General features: G+C 36.6%; 20 protein-coding genes, 1 tRNA gene and 1 pseudogene. 8 read left to right on the top strand and 14 right to left on the bottom strand.

Features of this window, described 5'->3' with window-relative positions:
• Window positions 1–265: 265 nt before the first annotated feature.
• From V6Z54_RS01505 to V6Z54_RS01535, 7 genes and pseudogenes are all read right to left on the bottom strand, one after another.
• The gene (locus tag V6Z54_RS01505) at window positions 266–565 is read right to left on the bottom strand and encodes a contact-dependent growth inhibition system immunity protein (RefSeq protein WP_041085223.1); all 300 of its coding nucleotides are present in this window, start codon (window positions 563–565) and stop codon (window positions 266–268) included.
• A gap of 44 nt (window positions 566–609) precedes the next feature.
• Window positions 610–1065, bottom strand: coding sequence for a hypothetical protein (locus V6Z54_RS01510; protein ID WP_080772247.1), 456 nt, complete (start codon window positions 1063–1065; stop codon window positions 610–612).
• A 14-nt stretch (window positions 1066–1079) separates the two neighbouring features.
• Window positions 1080–2502, bottom strand: a pseudogene (locus V6Z54_RS01515) (T7SS effector LXG polymorphic toxin); the annotation flags it as partial.
• A 400-nt stretch (window positions 2503–2902) separates the two neighbouring features.
• Window positions 2903–3073 (bottom strand): RapH phosphatase inhibitor, encoded by a 171-nt coding sequence (locus tag V6Z54_RS01520; protein WP_101677288.1) that lies wholly within the window; start codon window positions 3071–3073, stop codon window positions 2903–2905.
• Window positions 3063–4175, bottom strand: coding sequence for a Rap family tetratricopeptide repeat protein (locus tag V6Z54_RS01525; RefSeq protein ID WP_197203151.1), 1113 nt, complete (start codon window positions 4173–4175; stop codon window positions 3063–3065). Before V6Z54_RS01525 ends, V6Z54_RS01520 begins: the two co-directional genes overlap by 11 nt.
• A gap of 182 nt (window positions 4176–4357) precedes the next feature.
• A complete protein-coding gene (gene catA, locus V6Z54_RS01530; RefSeq protein ID WP_338527626.1) occupies window positions 4358–5017 on the bottom strand; it encodes a type A chloramphenicol O-acetyltransferase in 660 nt (219 codons plus the stop codon).
• Window positions 5018–5129: 112 nt separating this feature from the next.
• Window positions 5130–5960 (bottom strand): sialate O-acetylesterase, encoded by an 831-nt coding sequence (locus tag V6Z54_RS01535; protein WP_075611267.1) that lies wholly within the window; start codon window positions 5958–5960, stop codon window positions 5130–5132.
• A gap of 166 nt (window positions 5961–6126) precedes the next feature.
• On the opposite strand from V6Z54_RS01535, the gene V6Z54_RS01540 reads away from it, so the two are divergent.
• From V6Z54_RS01540 to V6Z54_RS01550, 3 genes are all read left to right on the top strand, one after another.
• The gene (locus V6Z54_RS01540) at window positions 6127–6546 is read left to right on the top strand and encodes a stress protein (RefSeq protein ID WP_305960374.1); all 420 of its coding nucleotides are present in this window, start codon (window positions 6127–6129) and stop codon (window positions 6544–6546) included.
• Between the two features lie 462 nt (window positions 6547–7008).
• Window positions 7009–7359 (top strand): hypothetical protein, encoded by a 351-nt coding sequence (locus tag V6Z54_RS01545; RefSeq protein WP_338527627.1) that lies wholly within the window; start codon window positions 7009–7011, stop codon window positions 7357–7359.
• A 194-nt stretch (window positions 7360–7553) separates the two neighbouring features.
• Window positions 7554–7742 (top strand): hypothetical protein, encoded by a 189-nt coding sequence (locus V6Z54_RS01550; protein WP_059377832.1) that lies wholly within the window; start codon window positions 7554–7556, stop codon window positions 7740–7742.
• Window positions 7743–7970: 228 nt separating this feature from the next.
• On the opposite strand, the gene hag is transcribed toward V6Z54_RS01550, so the two are convergent.
• Window positions 7971–8942 (bottom strand): flagellin Hag, encoded by a 972-nt coding sequence (gene hag / locus V6Z54_RS01555; RefSeq protein ID WP_338527628.1) that lies wholly within the window; start codon window positions 8940–8942, stop codon window positions 7971–7973.
• Between the two features lie 448 nt (window positions 8943–9390).
• Between hag and V6Z54_RS01560 the strand changes: the two genes are divergently transcribed.
• Together V6Z54_RS01560 and V6Z54_RS01565 are read left to right on the top strand one after the other, a co-directional pair.
• Window positions 9391–9837, top strand: a complete 447-nt coding sequence (locus V6Z54_RS01560; protein WP_039177872.1) for a MarR family transcriptional regulator — start codon at window positions 9391–9393, stop codon at window positions 9835–9837.
• Between the two features lie 32 nt (window positions 9838–9869).
• A complete protein-coding gene (locus V6Z54_RS01565; protein ID WP_269103908.1) occupies window positions 9870–10814 on the top strand; it encodes an acetyl-CoA carboxylase carboxyltransferase subunit alpha in 945 nt (314 codons plus the stop codon).
• Between the two features lie 257 nt (window positions 10815–11071).
• Here the strand turns inward: V6Z54_RS01565 and V6Z54_RS01570 are convergent, their stop codons facing one another.
• Window positions 11072–11491: a MarR family transcriptional regulator gene (locus V6Z54_RS01570; RefSeq protein WP_041089896.1), complete on the bottom strand. Its 420-nt coding sequence runs from the start codon at window positions 11489–11491 to the stop codon at window positions 11072–11074.
• A 112-nt stretch (window positions 11492–11603) separates the two neighbouring features.
• Here V6Z54_RS01570 and V6Z54_RS01575 point away from each other — a divergent pair, with 112 nt between their 5' ends.
• Window positions 11604–12590, top strand: coding sequence for a YhdH/YhfP family quinone oxidoreductase (locus tag V6Z54_RS01575; RefSeq protein WP_338527629.1), 987 nt, complete (start codon window positions 11604–11606; stop codon window positions 12588–12590).
• 619 nt (window positions 12591–13209) lie between these two features.
• Here V6Z54_RS01575 and V6Z54_RS01580 read toward each other — a convergent pair.
• The gene (locus V6Z54_RS01580; RefSeq protein ID WP_041117191.1) at window positions 13210–13593 is read right to left on the bottom strand and encodes a RidA family protein; all 384 of its coding nucleotides are present in this window, start codon (window positions 13591–13593) and stop codon (window positions 13210–13212) included.
• Window positions 13594–13698: 105 nt separating this feature from the next.
• Here V6Z54_RS01580 and V6Z54_RS01585 point away from each other — a divergent pair, with 105 nt between their 5' ends.
• Entirely contained in the window at window positions 13699–14037 is a 339-nt protein-coding gene (locus tag V6Z54_RS01585; RefSeq protein WP_338527630.1) for a helix-turn-helix domain-containing protein, read from the top strand.
• A gap of 248 nt (window positions 14038–14285) precedes the next feature.
• Here V6Z54_RS01585 and V6Z54_RS01590 read toward each other — a convergent pair whose 3' ends face one another.
• Window positions 14286–15122 (bottom strand): SMI1/KNR4 family protein, encoded by an 837-nt coding sequence (locus V6Z54_RS01590; protein WP_338527631.1) that lies wholly within the window; start codon window positions 15120–15122, stop codon window positions 14286–14288.
• A 79-nt stretch (window positions 15123–15201) separates the two neighbouring features.
• Here V6Z54_RS01590 and V6Z54_RS01595 point away from each other — a divergent pair, with 79 nt between their 5' ends.
• Window positions 15202–15366 carry a hypothetical protein gene (locus V6Z54_RS01595; RefSeq protein ID WP_175297157.1) on the top strand — a complete coding sequence of 55 codons (165 nt, stop codon included), beginning with the start codon at window positions 15202–15204 and terminating at the stop codon, window positions 15364–15366.
• Window positions 15367–15460: 94 nt separating this feature from the next.
• On the opposite strand, the gene V6Z54_RS01600 is transcribed toward V6Z54_RS01595, so the two are convergent.
• The 3 genes from V6Z54_RS01600 to V6Z54_RS01610 all read right to left on the bottom strand — a co-directional run bounded on the left by V6Z54_RS01600 (window position 15461) and on the right by V6Z54_RS01610 (window position 17959).
• A tRNA-Val gene (locus tag V6Z54_RS01600) sits at window positions 15461–15533 on the bottom strand.
• Between the two features lie 132 nt (window positions 15534–15665).
• Window positions 15666–16844: a cystathionine beta-lyase gene (gene metC / locus V6Z54_RS01605; RefSeq protein WP_338527632.1), complete on the bottom strand. Its 1179-nt coding sequence runs from the start codon at window positions 16842–16844 to the stop codon at window positions 15666–15668.
• Window positions 16841–17959 (bottom strand): methionine biosynthesis PLP-dependent protein, encoded by a 1119-nt coding sequence (locus V6Z54_RS01610; RefSeq protein ID WP_305961096.1) that lies wholly within the window; start codon window positions 17957–17959, stop codon window positions 16841–16843. The genes metC and V6Z54_RS01610 overlap by 4 nt, the downstream gene beginning before the upstream one ends.
• Window positions 17960–18022: the final 63 nt, after the last annotated feature.

Here is an 18022-nt window from a genome sequence, read left to right on the forward strand (position 1 = left end):
AAACCCCTTCAATTCCTTCCTCCAATAAAGAATTTATCAGTAGATATAAAAAAGATCTGGCTGGAGTGCCAGCCAAGTACCAGGCACTTCAAGTGCTCAATGCCAGCATCCGCATGTTATTCCTTCTGGACAAAATATTCACGTTCGTTTTGTTTATCTAAATCATACGATGATCCGCATAGAAAAAAGATCCCCTTTTTCTCGATTTGATGACCAATTGACCCAAAAAACCTTGAAAGGCATTAGCCAATCAAGGTTCATTTTGTTACTTCATTTTCACTGCTTCTTTCATTTCCTCTATTATTTTATTAAACCACTGTAAAGGGTTTAATGAGATCGCCGGAAAGTAGATTTCTGCATTATTTTCAATAAAGCTTTCTTTTTCCTGTATTGTTAAAGTACTATTCAAAAATTCCTGACAATCCTTTATAGTAGACAGCAGACATTCTTTGCTAGCTTCATGAATAAACTCATCTATCGCTTCTTCTGGTGAATTGATATCCTGATGAAATGTGCCACCTAAAAAATCTTCTAACTCTTCTAAATAACTGTAACTCTCATTCATTTTATCATCCTTCATACTATCCCACATCTAATATCAACTTTAATTTAAATTTGGCATTCTCCAATATGAAGTTCAAAATGTTTTTCTTCTGAATATATTTGAGCGATTTTACCTGTTACTTTATCCGCTACAATTACGTTGTGATTCTCTGAAAATAGCCAAATCTCTTCAATTGCCTTATCAAAATCGAGTGCTTTTACATTAGCCCAAACAGGAAAAGGGTCATTCACTACCAAAATAAACCATTCTTTTTTCTCTTTCAGAAAATCTAAAGAATTTTTTAACCAAGCCATAACAGATTCACTGTCTGTAATTGTTAAAATGTCGGAAGGCGTGGAGTTTATTTGACGAAATTGCTTTAGTACTGCTTCACATAATTTCAGCCATTGAGAAGAATCATCTTCATAATCAATTACTTCAAGATACGCTAATTGATTTATTTTCTTCTTAGCATTCATTAAAGCTATTTTCTTCTGTATTTTTTCATTTTGATATACCATATTTTCATGCCCCGCTATTCATTGTAATAGATATGATGATCACCATTTGGTCCATAAATATTTGAATATCTTTCTTTTTTAAAATCATAATTAAATGGATTGGCACCCTCTTTTGGTTTCCCTGCATGAGTGTGTAATTTTCCGTCATTAGTATGTTGTACTATAACTCTTTTTCCTTTTGGGGTATCAAATTCATAGTATCGCCCATGATGAGTATGGTTAGAACTGTACTCATAATTACTATGTTCTTGCCCCTTCTTAAAAACATTATCTCCTACTTGCCATTGACAAGTAGGCTGTTGCGATCTAGGTATCCCACCTAAATCTTTTGCATGCCGCAATGCCCTTTTTCGATTAAATCCTTCTGGACTTTGAGGGTTTACCCCCATCTTCCCATGAAACCCTTTCGTACCAAACGGCAAAAGCATCCCCAACGCCACATTCATACTCGCTTCCTGCTGTTCTTTTGAGATCTTGTTTCCAAACATATCGCGGCCTGTGATTGCCTCGCTGAAGCCGTTGGTGGCGGTGAGGCCATATAAGCCTTTTTGAGATGTTTTCAGGGCGTCAAAGGATTTTTGTGATGTCTTGTAGATGTCGACTGCTCTGACTGCAGCTGATGTGGCTTGGGTGGTTTTATAGACAGCTTTTCCGCCTTTGAAAATGCGGCCTGCCCAGCCGACGATTGGGATGTAGCCTGCTGCTGCCATGCCTCCTGCCGCGACTCGCTGGCCTGCGGTGAGTTCCTCACCTGTGATTGGATCAACACCTGTTGCGGCACGTTTTGCATCGTTCACACCAGTCAGTTCATTGACGATATTTCCACCGTAATCGAGCGCTTTTTTCATACCAAGGACGGTTGGCGAGGGCTTCTTGTTCCTTTGCGATCTCGCGGGCTTCTTCTTGTTCTTTTTTGATTTTCAGATATTCAGAAGTTTGCTTTTCAATATCACTTTTTGCCTTGTAGATTTCGCTATTTTGATACGCTTTTTTGTCAAAATTCATAGGCGAAATCGCTTTTCCGTCATTTGTCGCATTCATCATTTCAGCGTACAATGCCATTGTAGCTTGCTGCTCCGTCTCTGACAAAGCATATTCATCTTTTAAATTTTGATCAAGCTCTCTTAGATCTTTGACTGTCTTTTTTCGTTCATCTTCCGCATCTTCTATTTTTTCGTCAAAGTTTTGGCTATCAAATACCTCTAGTGAAATGAGATCATCAATGTCTTGAAAAATCGTTTTGAGTGCCTTTTTTTGATCCTTTACAATGCTTTTGGCATTTTTAATGCCCATATGTACTGCGTTGTCTAAAAAGTGTTCTTCTACAAAGGTATCGCCACCAAAGCTCGTATCATCAAGTGTCCCAGAAACACCTTCATGAAAGGCTTTTTGCTTATCGATTAAGCTGATAAACATGTCTACATTTCCGGCGAGCTCATGAAATAGGATTAAAGACACAAAAACAAGACCTAGAGCACTTTCTAGTGTTTATGGTTACTTGTTTTTTAATAAGTGATATCTAGCTCTTCCTAAAAACACTCAAAACAATTTTAGTAGATAAAAGTTTGTCGCCAATAAAAAGAAACAGAACATTCGTTGACAGAAAAACAAAAAAACCCTGCTACGTAAGAGTTTCAAAGATGATTCCAACCAGCGACCTCTACCCTATCAAGGTGAATGACCTCATCCGAAGCAAACGGACGTTTTCTGAAAAAGACTGATTTAATAAGGTTCTATAATGTGCAAGTGAATTTCTGATTAAAAACTGAAAGGGTTCGTCCCCAATCTGTCCCCATTTAAAAAAAACAGACCCTCAAGGTCTGTTTAGTTTTGCCTATTAGTTTTCAAATGTTGAATTTGGATCGATCATCGTCGTGTTTCGATCGGTTTTTTGAGGAAATACAGTGGTATTTCGATCAGTTGATTCTTGTGAGTAATTAAAAGAACCTAGGCAAGCAGCACCTACCAATAAAGTGGCGCTAATCAATATCTTCATTTTAATATTCATATAAACACTCCCCTTTTTGGATTTCGGTTTGAGCTTCTATGGCAGTTCTATAATAATCTGCTACCCTCTCCGAATCATTCCTTTTTTCATAAAGATTTGCAAGACTTAAAGCAAACTCTTCAATATAAGGATACAACTTCTTTTCCTCTAACCCTTTAAACATTTTTCGTATATTTTCAATACCTTCATCTACATAAATTGTCTTTAATGAATTGAGCAATGTTTTATAAAACAGATTGTTTTCTGCTGTTGCACTTTTTATTCCTTTAGCGATATATTCAAGTGCTTCTTTTGTTTTATCACTTTTAAACAAAGTCCAACTTAAACTAAAAAATAATCTTGGTTTAATATCTTCATTGTTTTCAGTCATCTTATCCAACCCTTTTTTATAGAAGGAAGCAGCTTTAATATAATCCTGTTGCCTGTCATACGTATTTCCAAGATTCAAATAAGTTTTAGCGATTAATCTTTGATCATTTATTTCTTCAGCTAGATCTAGTGCTTTATGTAAGTGGGGGAGCGACTTCTCATATCGTTTAAAATCATCATAATTTCCTGCGATCACAAATAGACTTTGAATTTTTCTCACCTTATAAAGATCATAACGATCATAAATCTCTAGGGCTTTTATAATATGATGCATAGAAACATGGGTTTGTTTCATGATGTAATATGCTTCAGCAACTTTAAAATGGAATTCTGCTTGTTCAATTTCATCTACAACAAGCGCCAGCTGCCTCTCAGCAATCTTATAATATTGAATGGCTTGTACATACTCTTTCTTACTGAATTCATGCATACCTCTAAAAAAGGCATTATAGTATTGCAACATTCCAGACAGTTGATGGTTAGAATTCTCTATTTTATCGACTAGCGCGGAAATTGATTGATCGAATGAAGGTTTTATATAATCAAGCATAAGTTGATGTCGAAAACACATTAATTGATAATAGATAAGAAGATCCTGATCTTCTTCCATCCTATCTATTTCCCATTCAACTTCCGCTTTCAAAATTTCTGCATCTGGAACGCTGAATTGCCGAATCATTTTATACCATTCATTTATTTTCACACCAACATGTGAAGAAAGAACTTTCTCCATCCCTTATTCCCCTTCCACTAATTTCCCTTATATTACATTTATTATCACATGCATGAGTTTACAAATCACCGAAAAGAAACCGCAAAAAGAACAGTTGAGTAACATAACGTGATTTTACACATTTCTTCTCACGACAGAAAAAGCAGACTCTGCAAAAGTCTGCCTTTTTCACCTTTTGAAAATTAAGTATACAATGACTCGTTTAACCACTCTTCACAATGTTCTATCAGCCACCTCAAATATTCCACATATTGACCGACATGAAAGCCGTCACAAACAGCATGATGTACTTGAATGGCGACTGGCAAGATGATTTTTCCTTCTTCCACCTTAAATTTTCCTAACGTAAATATCGGCAGCAAATAAGTTTCATCTGTAGATACATTAAGGTTAAAAGAAGTAAAATCAATCCAAGGCAGGCTTGAAATATTGAACATATTTTTTGGCATATGAGGTTTCGGAAATAGTTTGTTACTTTCGCTATAAGCTTCAATGTCAGCTACACAGCTTTTATAAAACCGAGCAAAATTTTCGTCATAAGGCGTCCAAATACTTGAAAATGTTTTTGTTTCTTTATTTAGAATCGTATAACTAGGATGGAGAAGATCCCAGTGACCAAGTTCATCGTTCACTAGATCCATCCGAAAATCCGGTATTTTTTGCACAGCTCTTGCTAACAAATAAATTTGCACAGGATATACTTTTAGCTTTTTTTCTTTTAATATTGAATGCAATTTCGTGATATCTAAATCGATAACTAGGCTATATGAGCATCGGGTTACCTTCATATAATGATGAAAGTGCTCTTTTCTCGGATAATTTCCATCTATTTTATTAAACATTTTTTATCTCCTCCTGAATGTGATTTACTGTATTCAGGAGGAGACTTTATCTGTTTTCACCACCACAATCATCCTTTCAAGAGATATATTATATTTCAGTCTATCACTTAGCCTACGATAAAACCTTCAGCAACTCTTCGTAAGTCATCTTGCCCAACGTGAATTTTTCTAGTGCTATATATGTTTTCTCCGCTGAGGTATTCATTCTATTATGACATTCATTCACTAACTCATATTCATTTGGTAATGGTTCATGTATATGTTCTTTTTTTCGAAATGCTTCATAATATCTTATACCAAATATTCTCTGAGACATCGCATTGATGTGAATTCCGTCTGGGTTAGGTGCAAGGCCTTTGGCAGTAACATAATAACAATTTTCATGATGATGTACATATTTTTTTAGTTCTTCATTCATCAGTTGATATTCCACACACCCTGCGCCAAATGCTGTTTTTCCCAAGAAATCGCCCAAGCCTCCTATTACAAGCGGAATGTTAGGTACAGATAATTCAGTTCTTAGTTCATGAAATAATCTTATTATTTTTTCATAGTATTCTTTGTATTTCCCATCTTGGCTGTCGCTTTCTCCTTGATGCCATAATATCCCGACCAATTCGCTATTTTCTTTTGCAAATTTAGCTTCACTTATAGCATGACGAAATAATGCTCCATCCTGTGACCACTCATCAATGGAACTTCCACCCTCTGCACAAGGAATAAGGCCAATCTTCTCTCCTTCATGATCCTTACACCAAGCCTCCGCAAAGGAAGCCGCTAGTCCTACGCCAGCTACCGGCCTATCAAAATGAATGGGCTCAGTCATCATTTGCCATCTACCATTTCGCAGCATCATAATTCTTTCATTATAAATCGGAGGCACTTCATGTTTGAAGCCGCGCCCCGCCATATTTGATTGTCCAATTAGTAAAAATGACTTCATATTTTTCTCCCCCTCGCTAATTATTTTATCAAATGTGTATTCACCTGAACGTTATCATTTTATTCTTCCTTTATTTTTCATATTTGTCTACTTTTGTCGAAATGATAGTAAAAAGTAATTACTTAGTGTAAGATCCTTATGCATCTATCAATCGGGAGGATCTACTATGAAGAAATATTTTGTATTATTTTTTACATGTTTATTATTGCTAACAGCTTGTAGCAGTGCAGCATCTACTAAAAAACAGCTCACAACAGACAACGTGATTGAAGCTTTTAAAAGTGCTGGACTTGAAGCAGAAAAACCAACTGATCTTGAACAAAAAGAGTTTGGAAATATAAGAAAAGAAGGAAAAAGGATTCTCATTCCTTCTTTAGGAGAAAATGCAGGTGGAAGGATTTTTAAATTTGGAAATGAAACTGACCTTAACCAAGCCAAATCTTATTATGATGAGTTGGGCAATGCTGGCTCTATGTTCTTCTCTCACACATTTTCAAAAGGAAACTTCCTGCTTCAAATGAACGGAGAAATGAAGGATTCTGAATTTGAAAAATATAAGAAAGTGATGGATGAGGAAATAAAATAGTTTTATATTTTTTACTTTTTGCTTCTTTAATCTTTAACAGAGAAGAGTTCTTTACGATGGTCTCTAATTAAGCTGGATCGAACCGTCACCTCTACCCAGTCAAGGTAGAGGTATAGAATTCTGTCATTACCAGTGACACCCTCTAATTCACTTCTACCGTTACTACAGAAGCTTTTTATCCTCCGGTATTCCTTCGTTTTTTAAGAACTAAAAATGTTACCTCTTTATTCTAAATCTTTGTTGATTCTTTGTTAATCATGTTTTTCATCAATATGCATACATATTGTACCGTTCAAACCTTATAACAAATAACCCATTTACTTCTTTTATTTACAAATGATAACATTCATTAGAGTAGGAGGAATATTTCTAACAGCTAAAACAAAATATTGCATTACTAAATAAGCCTTACATTCCTTGAAAGCCTAATGTCTAAAATATATTCAAAAGTAGGAGTTTATTATGGAAAAACTAAGTTCTCCTAAAGGTTTAATCTTATCAACGGTTGCAGGAATTTCTGTTTTTATATTGTCACTTTTTGCAGAAGCAAATGCTACTAAAGCTCTCGAAAAAGAACAGTCCTTTTCTTATTCATCTGTTGAACAATCAAAAGAGCCTACAATAGATGAGATTGCACAGTATTGGAAACTCAATGAAGAAGAAACAGTAAAGTTCAAAAAAGTAATAAAAGAAGCTCAGTCAAAAACATACGGAGAAGCTACTTTACACGGTAAATTCACTTCGGCTATAAAAGCAATAAAAGGAGCTTATGACCAATTACCAACTAAACTGAAAGTAATGATAGGCGGGTAACAGGGTTAGAAACCATTCTAATCACTCTCGAACACTATACAGGCGCTCTTGGGACATGGTATTTACTTAGGCGCTCTTAAAGTGACTGGAAGTGAAAATGCAGCATGGTGGGTTGCTAAAACCATCATGTTGTTCGTTTTTTAAAATGAACTAAAACACACCTAAATGGAAAACAACAAGGAGGTGCTTGGTTAGTGACACAGGAAAATAAGGCATCCAAAGGTTTGTTAATTACTTTACCCGCCGCTATTATCGCTATTGTGTTGATTTTAGGAAAAATTGATACACCTGTAACAAATATTTTATTTTATGTAGTAGCTTTTGGTGTAATGGGTTTAACTGTTTCAAGCTTAATAAAAGACTACAAAAAAAAGAAAGATTGATTACTTGTCAGGGAGCTGCTTTATGTAGCTCCCTGTTTGTTAAAAACAAGATAATAACCAACACTGAGAAATACAAAAGCCACTCTCGAATATTTGGTCAGTTGGATAGTAATATTCTTTGTCGTATTTATTGGCGTTGAAGTATCTTTTAGAACGATCAATAAAATGAGGCATCGAACCGAATAAAGACTAACAAAAAAGCCCCTATATAAAGGGGCTTTTGATTTATTAACGTAATAATTGAAGTACGTTTTGTGGCTGTTGATTCGCTTGTGCAAGCATAGCTTGAGAAGCTTGAGAAAGAATGTTGTTCTTAGTGAATTCACTCATTTCTTTTGCCATGTCAACATCACGAATACGAGACTCAGCAGCCGTTAAGTTTTCACCAGAAGCACCAAGGTTGTTGATTGTATGCTCTAGACGGTTTTGAACTGCACCAAGTTTAGAACGTTGTGCAGAAACTTGCTTAATAGCTCCATCAACGATTGCTAACTGATCATCAAATCCACCATCGTCATCAGCTGCGATTGTTTCAAATTTAGAAACATCGATGTCTTTCACAGATTTACCTGTCTCAACTGCACCATTGTTGTCTGTAACGCCTAAAGCAGCAGCGCTCATATCTTGAATATTGACTTTAATTTGTTGTGTAGCATTTGCACCAATTTGGAATACTAAAGCATCACCAGGAGTTGCTGGGACTGCAGGTGTACCTGTACTTGGATCATCTGGATCTGTCGGCGGAGTTGCTGGTGTGCCAGGTGTGCCTACTCCATTAAACGTACCATTTAATAATTTTTTTCCGTTAAACTCAGTACGATTAGAAATACCATCGACCTCTTCAACAAGCGCTGTGATCTCATCTTTAATTGCAGCTAAGTCTTCACCTTGCTGTGTACCAGTATTTCCAGCTTGAACGACTAGTTCACGAACACGTTGAAGGATGGAGTGAGTTTCAGTCAATGCACCTTCAGCTGTTTGGATAAGAGAGATACCGTCTTGTGCGTTTTTAGACGCCATTTCTAATCCTCGGATTTGTCCACGCATTTTTTCAGAGATTGCAAGACCTGCTGCGTCATCTCCTGCACGGTTGATTTTAAGACCAGAAGAAAGTTTCTCCATGTTCTTTTGGCTCGCACCGTTGTTTGCTGATAAACGGTTTAATGTGTTAAGTGCTGCGATATTGTGGTTAATTCTCATTTCCTATTACCTCCGTGTAATTTTTTTTAGAGAGCTTATCTGTAAAGTCCATTTAGATGAAAGCTCTTCCTTAGAATTTTCGATTTCTAAGGCATGTGTATAGTAGTAACGCAGAGCACCTTTTGGCTCTCAAACTTTACTACCGTATGTAACATCAGTTATGGCAATAATTATGAAACCTCCTTCTATTCGTTCAAAATGATTAGTCTTGTCACTTTTACGAGACTAGATACCCGCCATAACAATGAGTATTATGTTACCTACTATAGACTGAAATTCCATATATTTTAGTTTGTGGAAATTGTTAATTTCACAAATTAGACACATTTAACAAGAAAAAATACCTCGTCCATGTTGTCACATTGGCTTATGTTAAGCTTGTGAAAAAACCATATTGATGTATAATACAATTGATGTATGATGCATGAATTGTAGGAGGTTGACCTTTTTGAAAAGAGAAGATGCCTTAAAACTAAGAACAGATATTAAGAAAATGATTATATTAACTGGGGTTTTTGAATCTCAAAATTTGCCGAATGGACCATTTGAAAAACCTCTACCAACTTCTCAAATGATGGCGTTAGAGGAACTAGAGATGGAAAAATTAACTGTTTGGCAACTATCCAATAAACTTAGATTAGAGACTTCAACTGTAAGTAGGTTGGTAGATAAGTTAGTAAAAATGGGGCTTGTTTATCGTGAAGTAAATGAAAAAAATAGAAGAGAACTTTTTCTGCACCTCACAGAAAAGGGTCACATTACTGTTAATCGCTTAAGAGAACAATCCCTTACATTTTATCAACGTATCCTCAATAATTTATCAGAATCAGAACAAAAAATAGTTGTGGATGGTTTTGAATTATTTATTGATTCTATTTCTAAGTCTTTTGATTAGAGTGAGGTAAATCATAACCTTTGGAGGATAAAATGAGTTTGGATTTTGAACGTCCTATTATTGAACTAAAAGAGAAATTTGATGAATTAAAGAAAATGATGAAAGAAAATAATGTAGATTTATCGTCAGAAATTCATTTATTAGAAAAACGTTTAAATAAAATGCAAGATGAAATTTATTCTAATCTTACAGCTTTTCAACGAGTTCAAATTGCAAGGCTACGTAACCGGCCCACGACATTGGATTATATACCTTTATTGTTTACAAACTTTTTCGAACTTCATGGTGATCGATTATATGGTGATGATAAAGCAATGATAGGTGGTATTGCAAAATTTAAAGGAATGCCCGTTACGGTTATTGGTCATCAAAGAGGTAGAAGTACAAAGGAAAATATAGAAAGAAATTTTGGAATGGCTCATCCAGAAGGATATAGAAAAGCGCTAAGACTGATGAAACAAGCTGATAAATTTAATCGCCCTATTATTACATTTATTGATACAATAGGCGCCTATCCAGGGAAAGGGTCTGAAGAACGTGGAATTTATGAAGCAATAGCTCGAAATCTATTTGAAATGGCTACGCTTAAAGTGCCAATTGTTTGTATTGTAATTGGAGAGGCATCAAGTGGTGGAGCTCTTGGCATTAGTGTCGGTAACCATATCCATATGTTAGAGTATTCATGGTACTCGGTAATTTCGCCAGAAGGAGCAGCATCTATCCTATGGAAGGACGCTAAGTATGCTCCAGAAGCTGCTGAACATATGAAAATTTCAGCAAAAGATTTAAAACAGTTAGGAATGATTGATGAAATCATCCCTGAAATGAAAGGTGGAGCACAAAATGATATAAAATCACAGGCACAAATGATTAAATCTGTGATCGAATCATCTCTAAAAAAATTGATACCATTATCCTCGGAAGAGCTTTTACAACAGCGATATGAAAAGTATAGACAAATAGAGAATTATAAATGAAAATATTTAAAGACCGTATTACATTTAGGAGGATTCTTACAAAAAATTCTAAATATTTTGTAAGTAACCTCTTTAACTGGATATGCTTATACTATTAAAAGATGTGTGATCAGTATGAAAAAGGATTTCTTCCATCAATACTTTTTCTGATGGTCCTCAAATAATTCCTCATAAAAAAACAGACCCTACATGGTCTGTTTTCATTTTGCCTATATGTTTTGAGATTCCTCTATCTCTCAGTTTTTTATAAAAGTACATCATTGAAAATTATTTATAATGGTACTTAATGCTTTCTTTAGTACAACCTTATCATCATTTGACAAGTTTTGTAGCGCTGTCTTGTTCAGCTCAATTGTTGCTGCTTCAACTTGATCTCTAATGTCTAAAGATTTTTGAGTAGCCTCTACTAAAATATTTCTTCGATTGTTTGGATCTATTGTGCGTTCAATTAAGTCAGCTTTTTGCATTTTATCTAATATTCCAGAAACGGTTGAGGCTTCTAAATATACAAGTTCTCCAATTTGTTTAGGAGATAGCTGGCCCTCTCTCCATAGACAGTTCAACACACCATATTGAGCGGGTGTCAAATCACTTTCCTCTAAAAGTTTACTAAAGTACTTGAACACTTTATTTTGACTAACACTTAGTAAAAAATTTATGCACTCTGATAATTCCATTTTATCTCCCCCACATTGACTTCACCTATAATATCATGGTAGTTTTTTAATTGAAATACTTTTGGACCAGAAATATTTTGTTGTAATATATTTTTAGAGAGGAATATACACAATGGATTCATTTAAAGCGATTCTAGTTACAGAAAAAAATGATCAAGTTAGTTATGATCTTCAAAATGTAAGTGTTAATGATTTATCTGAAGGAGAAGTATTAATTAAAGTAGCATATTCTTCAATCAATTATAAAGATATGCTGGCTGTTCAAAAAAATGGAGGTGTTATTCGTAACTATCCAATGATTCCTGGAATTGATCTAAGTGGGACTATCGTTCATACAACAGATCATCGTTTCGTAGAGGGTCAACAAGTGATTGTCACAGGTTTCGCTATGGGCATGAGCCACACTGGAGGTTTTTCTGAATATGCTAGAGTACCTGCGGATTGGATTGTTCCTTTGCCAAATAACTTGACTTTAAAAGAAGCAATGATTTTTGGAACAGCAGGCTTTACCGCAGCTCTTTCTATCATGGCTTTACAGGAAAATGGTATGAGTACGAAAAATCAACCTAATATACTCGTTACAGGGTCAACTGGTGGAGTTGGTAGCATTGCTATACAATTATTATCTAAAATTGGGTACAACAATATTTTTGCTTTAGTGCGTAAAGATAATCAAGTTGATATAGCAAAATCTTTAGGAGCAGCTGATATCATTTTTGCAAACGAATTAGGAGAGCTAAAAAAACCATTAAACAAGCAAAAATTTGACTTCGTCTTAGATACCGTAGGAGGAGATGTGGCTTCTGTGATCATTCCTCAAATTTCTTATGGTGGAAGCATGAGCATGTGCGGGAATGCAGGTGGAATTAAATTAACAACAACTGTGTTACCTTTTATTCTAAGAGGGATCAACCTTCTAGGGATCGATTCTGTAAATGTACCAATCAATAAACGTAAAGTAATTTGGAACGAGATAGCAAACGAATGGAATATCTCCCAAACGACTCTAGTCAATGAGATTACGCTCGATACGTTACCTGAAAAAATTGAAGCCATTAAAAATGGCCAACATTTAGGAAGAACCATTATTAAATATTAAGATAAACGAACTTTATTTATTTAAATTACACCAGACAAATATTGAATGTATTGATGCAGATACCCCATCCCAAACAGGTGGGGTACATCTATTCAAAAAAGAGCAGGACATGCTAGTGCTAAAACAACCTCAGGTATTTATAGTCATGTCACAAACAAATTAGAATTTAACACTGCAGAACACTAGGCAAGGGTTTCAACGATGATTCCGACTGGGCTCGAACCAGCGACCTCTATCCTGTCAAGGTGAATGCCCTTATCAGAAGCAACCAGATGTTCTCTTAAAAAGACTGAATTAATAAGATTCTATGATGAGCCTTTCTGATAAAAAATGTGCATTTCTGAAGAAAACTGAAAGGGTTCGTCCCCAATCCGTCCCCATAAAAAACAGACCCCTAAAGGTCTGTTTTTAATTTAAATTATCTTATGAGAAGCCTTTATCTGCACATAACTTTGTAGTTCAATTTTTCCCACATATGCTTTAATAGCGCTGTTCATCCTCTGCCCTTTTATTGGTTACACCTTGAGCAATTCTGCTTAAATTATAAGATAATAAACCAGATAAAGATTCTACTCTTTCCCTTGTAGAGAGAATTGGTCAAATTAATCTGATAACATATTTAATCAGTGTGTGCGATAGCCTTGACTTCAATCAATTGCTCTGGGAAAGCCAGATATGTCACACCAATGAGACTGCCAGCTGGTCTGTGTTGACCTAAGTATTCCTTGAATAGATCTATGACCGTTTCTGAGTGTTCTTGTGGATTTGTAAGAAAAATTTCCACATATGCAATGTTGTTTTTCGTAGCTCCCAATTCCACCAATACCCGATCAAGGTTCTCAAATGTTTGCAGAGTCTGAGCTTCAATATTCTCCTTACCAACGAACATACCATTTTTATCGTATGAAAATTGACCTGAAATGTAGATTGTTCCTTTAACGCTATATCCTTGGGTAATACCGTGATCCCATAGATTGTGATTGTAGGTTTTAATATTAGTCATCGTTTTCTCTCCTTTATTTCAAAGTAAAGTAAGTATAAAATGAATATAGAGAGAAAAAAAGTACGCACTATTTAGATAGTTACTACCAGAAAGGATAGTGTCAATATGAGTATGGCCGATTATAGAAAAACGGGTAATATCCAAGAGACACCTTTTGGATATACTTTATCAGTTATAGGAGGCAAATGGAAAATGCTAATTCTGTATCTCCTTTCGGAAAATCAACCCGTTCGCTTTAATGATATGAAAAGGAGACTTGGAACGATTACCTTTAAAACATTGAGTACACAACTTAAAGATTTAGAGGCAGATGGGATGATTATACGAAAGGAATATCCACAAGTCCCCCCCAAAGTGGAATACAGTCTTACAAATAAGGCAGAAACACTTTTACCAATTTTAGAACAGTTATGTGATTGGGGAGAGAAAAATCGAAGTAATTAAATTCTTTTTGTATACATAATTCAAAGTATTGACTATGAAGGGCAATGGAGCGGATAGAGAACTTCTAATCTAATGAATACTATAGGAATGAATAGCCCCTATCTATCTTGTCTATACGTTTTGAGGTGTTGTATTTACAGTTAACAAAAAGCCGTCCATTTGGACGGCATAATGATATTCATTCTATTTCATATTACCCCAGATAGATCTTCCACTATTATTGCCTGTCTTTGCATGCTCAAAGCTTATTAAAGGAAACTTGTTCGCATAGCTATTTGTTCTCCTTGATTTACTATAAGTGGATCTTTATTTTTTTCTAAAAATTTAGCAATTTGATTTAGACTTTTATTAATTTTATCGTTGATTGGCATATTTGGATTCAATAAAAGAACGTTGTTAATCGTAGAAGCTACTTCATAAAGATCATCTTCATCTTTTGTTTTTTCAATATGATATTGCATCTTTTTAAAAAACCAATCTATTTCACCCAATTCAACCATTGGGTAATATTGAATTTTATACAAATTATCTTCATCAAGGACGTCCAATTCAAATATGGCTTCAAGTTCTTCTTTACTTAAATGAACTTCAGAAAGTTCATATTCACCTTCTGCTACTTCCTCATCAATAGTGCACTCAACTGTATAAAGCCCCTCAATGAATTCATCAAAGGAATCTGCTAATTTAAAGTCTTCTTCCATCTCAACATCAAAATAATGAATTGCAGGATTCTCTTTCGTTTTTCGATAATCCATCGCTACCCAAATATGGCCATCCCCGTTAATCAAAACAAGCCCTTCTGGCAGCTCCCACTCTTTTATTAAATAGGCACTATCCATAATCCCCTCATCTTCTGCAATTCCCAGCAGGTGATTAAATTGAATGTGATCCTCAGCCCAAGAATTAGAGTGAGTGGTTGGAAAAGCATTATGCACTATATAACCGCCATTCTGTTGAAATATGAGCTTTTTATATGTATCTGGCAAAGTGACTCCTAGTTTCTTTTCAGCCTTAGCTACTTCTTCTGCAGTGATCTTTTTTAACGTATAGTAACCTTCCTCGTCTATTTCCCAAAAAGATTTCAAAGTTTTTTCCTCCTAGTGTCATTGAACAAGACTCCCTTACGAACTTATATTCTGTTAAACTATTTTTGGTGGTGATTGTATGTCTGATCTCGAGAGAAAGATTTATCGAATTATTTATAATATGAGTCGCTTCCGTAAGAACCCGACAATTGATGACCTGAAAAGAAAAACAGGTAAAACCGAGAAGATCGTTAGGCAATCAGTCAAAAACCTCCTGCCAACTGAGAAACAATCTGGAGGATAAAGTTCGTCCCCAATTCGTCGCCCCATCAAAATAAACAGAACAAATATTCGTTGTTAAAAAACAAAAAACCCTTGCTATGCAAGGGTTTCAACGATGATTCCGACTGGGCTCGAACCAGCGACCTCTACCCTGTCAAGGTAGCGCTCTCCCAGCTGAGCTACGGAATCGGGTTATGTATCAGTTCTGGGCTTTCTGTTACTGACAGTCTCTATTATATAACCATCATCATAAGCCGTCAATGGTTTTGTTCAAAAAAGGTCAAAAAGCCGGCGGCCGTGCCGGCTTTTTTCTCTCCTTCTTTATGATTGGTTCACAAGAACGGGCTTTAGTTGATCGAGTGCTTGTTTGAAGTCGCGTTTTAGGTCTTCTCCGTTTTCGACTCCTACACTTAATCGAAGCAGCCCATCTGTAATCCCTCTTTTTTCTCTTTCTTCTTTTGGCATAGCGGCATGTGACATTTTGGCTGGGTAGGACAAAATGGATTCGACGGCGCCGAGGCTGACGGCGAATACAGGTAATGTGACGGCATCCACCAATTCTTTGACTGCCGCTTGGTTTTCTAGTTCAAATGAGAGAACCGCTCCTGCTCCGCTTGCCTGCTTGCGCTGAATATCTGCACCCGGGTGATCATCTAAGCCTGGGTAGTATACTTTTTTGACCGCAGGATGTTCTTTGAGGAATGTAGCGAGTTCAAATGCCGTTTGGCTGGCTTTTTCTAATCTAACCTGAAGGGTTTTTAACCCTCTTAACACGAGCCAGCAATCCTGCACTCCAAGGACCGCACCGAAGGAGTTTTGCAGTGAATAGAGTTTCTCTCCCAGCTTCTCATCTTTCACAACGGCTAAGCCTGACAGCACATCACTATGGCCGCTTAAAAATTTCGTTGCGCTATGCAGAACAACATCAACACCAAGGTCAAGCGGACGCTGAAGAGCAGGCGTTAAAAACGTATTATCTAAGAAAGTCAAACAGTCATGCTCTTTCGCAAGCTGTACGACACCTTCAATATCTGTAATGCCTAGTGTTGGATTTGACGGTGTTTCCATGTAAATGACCTTTGTATTTGATTGAATGCCTTTTTTGACTTCATTCAAATCCGTCATATCCACAAAGGTATGCTCAATTCCAAATCTCGACAGAACTTGAGTGATCATTCGGAAAGTCCCGCCATACACATCTCTTGTGACAAGAACGTGATCTCCCTTTGATAAGAGAAGAAAAGTGGTCGAAATGGCTGCCATGCCTGATGCAAAGGCAAGCCCTCTCGTTCCTCCTTCTAGCGCTGCAATCGTATCCTCTAATGCTTGACGTGTCGGAGTCCCCGATCTCGAGTAGTCATATTGGCCAAATTCATCGAAGCTGCTTTGATGAAAGGTAGATGCATGCTGAATCGGTACACTGACTGCACCTGTTGAACGGTCTGTTTTAAATACATTATGAACGAGTTGTGTTTCGAGTGTCCAATCGTGTGTGGTCATTTGGCGTGTACCTCCTCTTTTACTTGTGATAGTGCCTGTTTCAAGTCTGCTTTCAGGTCATCTACATGCTCGATGCCAACAGAGAAACGGAGCAGCTTGTTACATACACCGTTTGCAATGCGAATTTCTTCTGGGATATCCATGTGCGTTTGCGTTGCAGGATACGTAATGAAGCTTTCGACTCCGCCAAGGCTTTCAGCAAAACAAATCGTTTTTAGCTGCTTTAAAAATGGATTGACCCAGTCCTCTTTGGCTACTCGAAATGACAGCATGCCTCCCTTTCCTGGATAAAGCACATCTTGAATTTCTGGCTGCTTCTCTAAAAACTGTGCCAGCTCCTTCGCATTTGCCTCGTGCTGGCGCATTCTAAGAGCCAGTGTTTTCATTCCTCTCATTAAAAGCCATGAGTCAAATGGTGATAGAACCGCTCCAATCGCGTTTTGATGCTGGAACATGTCTTCAGACAGCTGCTCTCCTTTTGTCACGACAAGCCCTGCAAGAACATCATTATGTCCGCCTAAATATTTGGTTGCGCTATGAATGACAATGTCTGCTCCAAGCGTAATCGGCTTTTGCAAGACTGGTGTGTAAAAGGTATTATCGACAATCACCAAAGCGCCATGCTCTTTTGCAATCTTCGCTATTTTTTGAATATCTGCTTCCTGCATCAATGGATTTGTCGGTGTTTCAATAAAGACCGCTTTTGTGTTTGACGTAATTTTAGAGCGTAAACAGTCTTCATCTGAAAAATCATCATAAAGAAAACGCAAGCCGTACTTTTTCCATTCGTTTTCAAACAAACGGTATGTACCGCCATATAGGTCTGATGAGACGATGAGTTCATCTCCGCTTTCAAATAGAGCCATGATCGTTTGAATCGCAGCCATTCCCGAACTGAAGGCAAAACCGGCCGTCCCTTCTTCGAGTGAAGCAATTGCATCCTCTACGAGCTGTCTTGTTGGGTTTTTCGTTCGAATGTAATCAAATCCTGTAGATTCCCCTATACCTCTATGTCTGTATGCTGTCGAAAAATAAACGGGAGGACTGACCGTACCAGTCACCTCTTCGCTACGGTTTCCAATCTGCGCTAATTTCGTTTCCACATGTTCTGTCATTTGACACCATCCTAAGTAAAAATCTGATTTCAAAACAGAAAACCCCTTCTTCATAAGAAGAAG

Origin of the sequence: Bacillus sp. MAG717A, from assembly GCF_036884855.1 — a bacterium.
Classification (GTDB): domain Bacteria; phylum Bacillota; class Bacilli; order Bacillales; family Bacillaceae; genus Bacillus; species Bacillus safensis.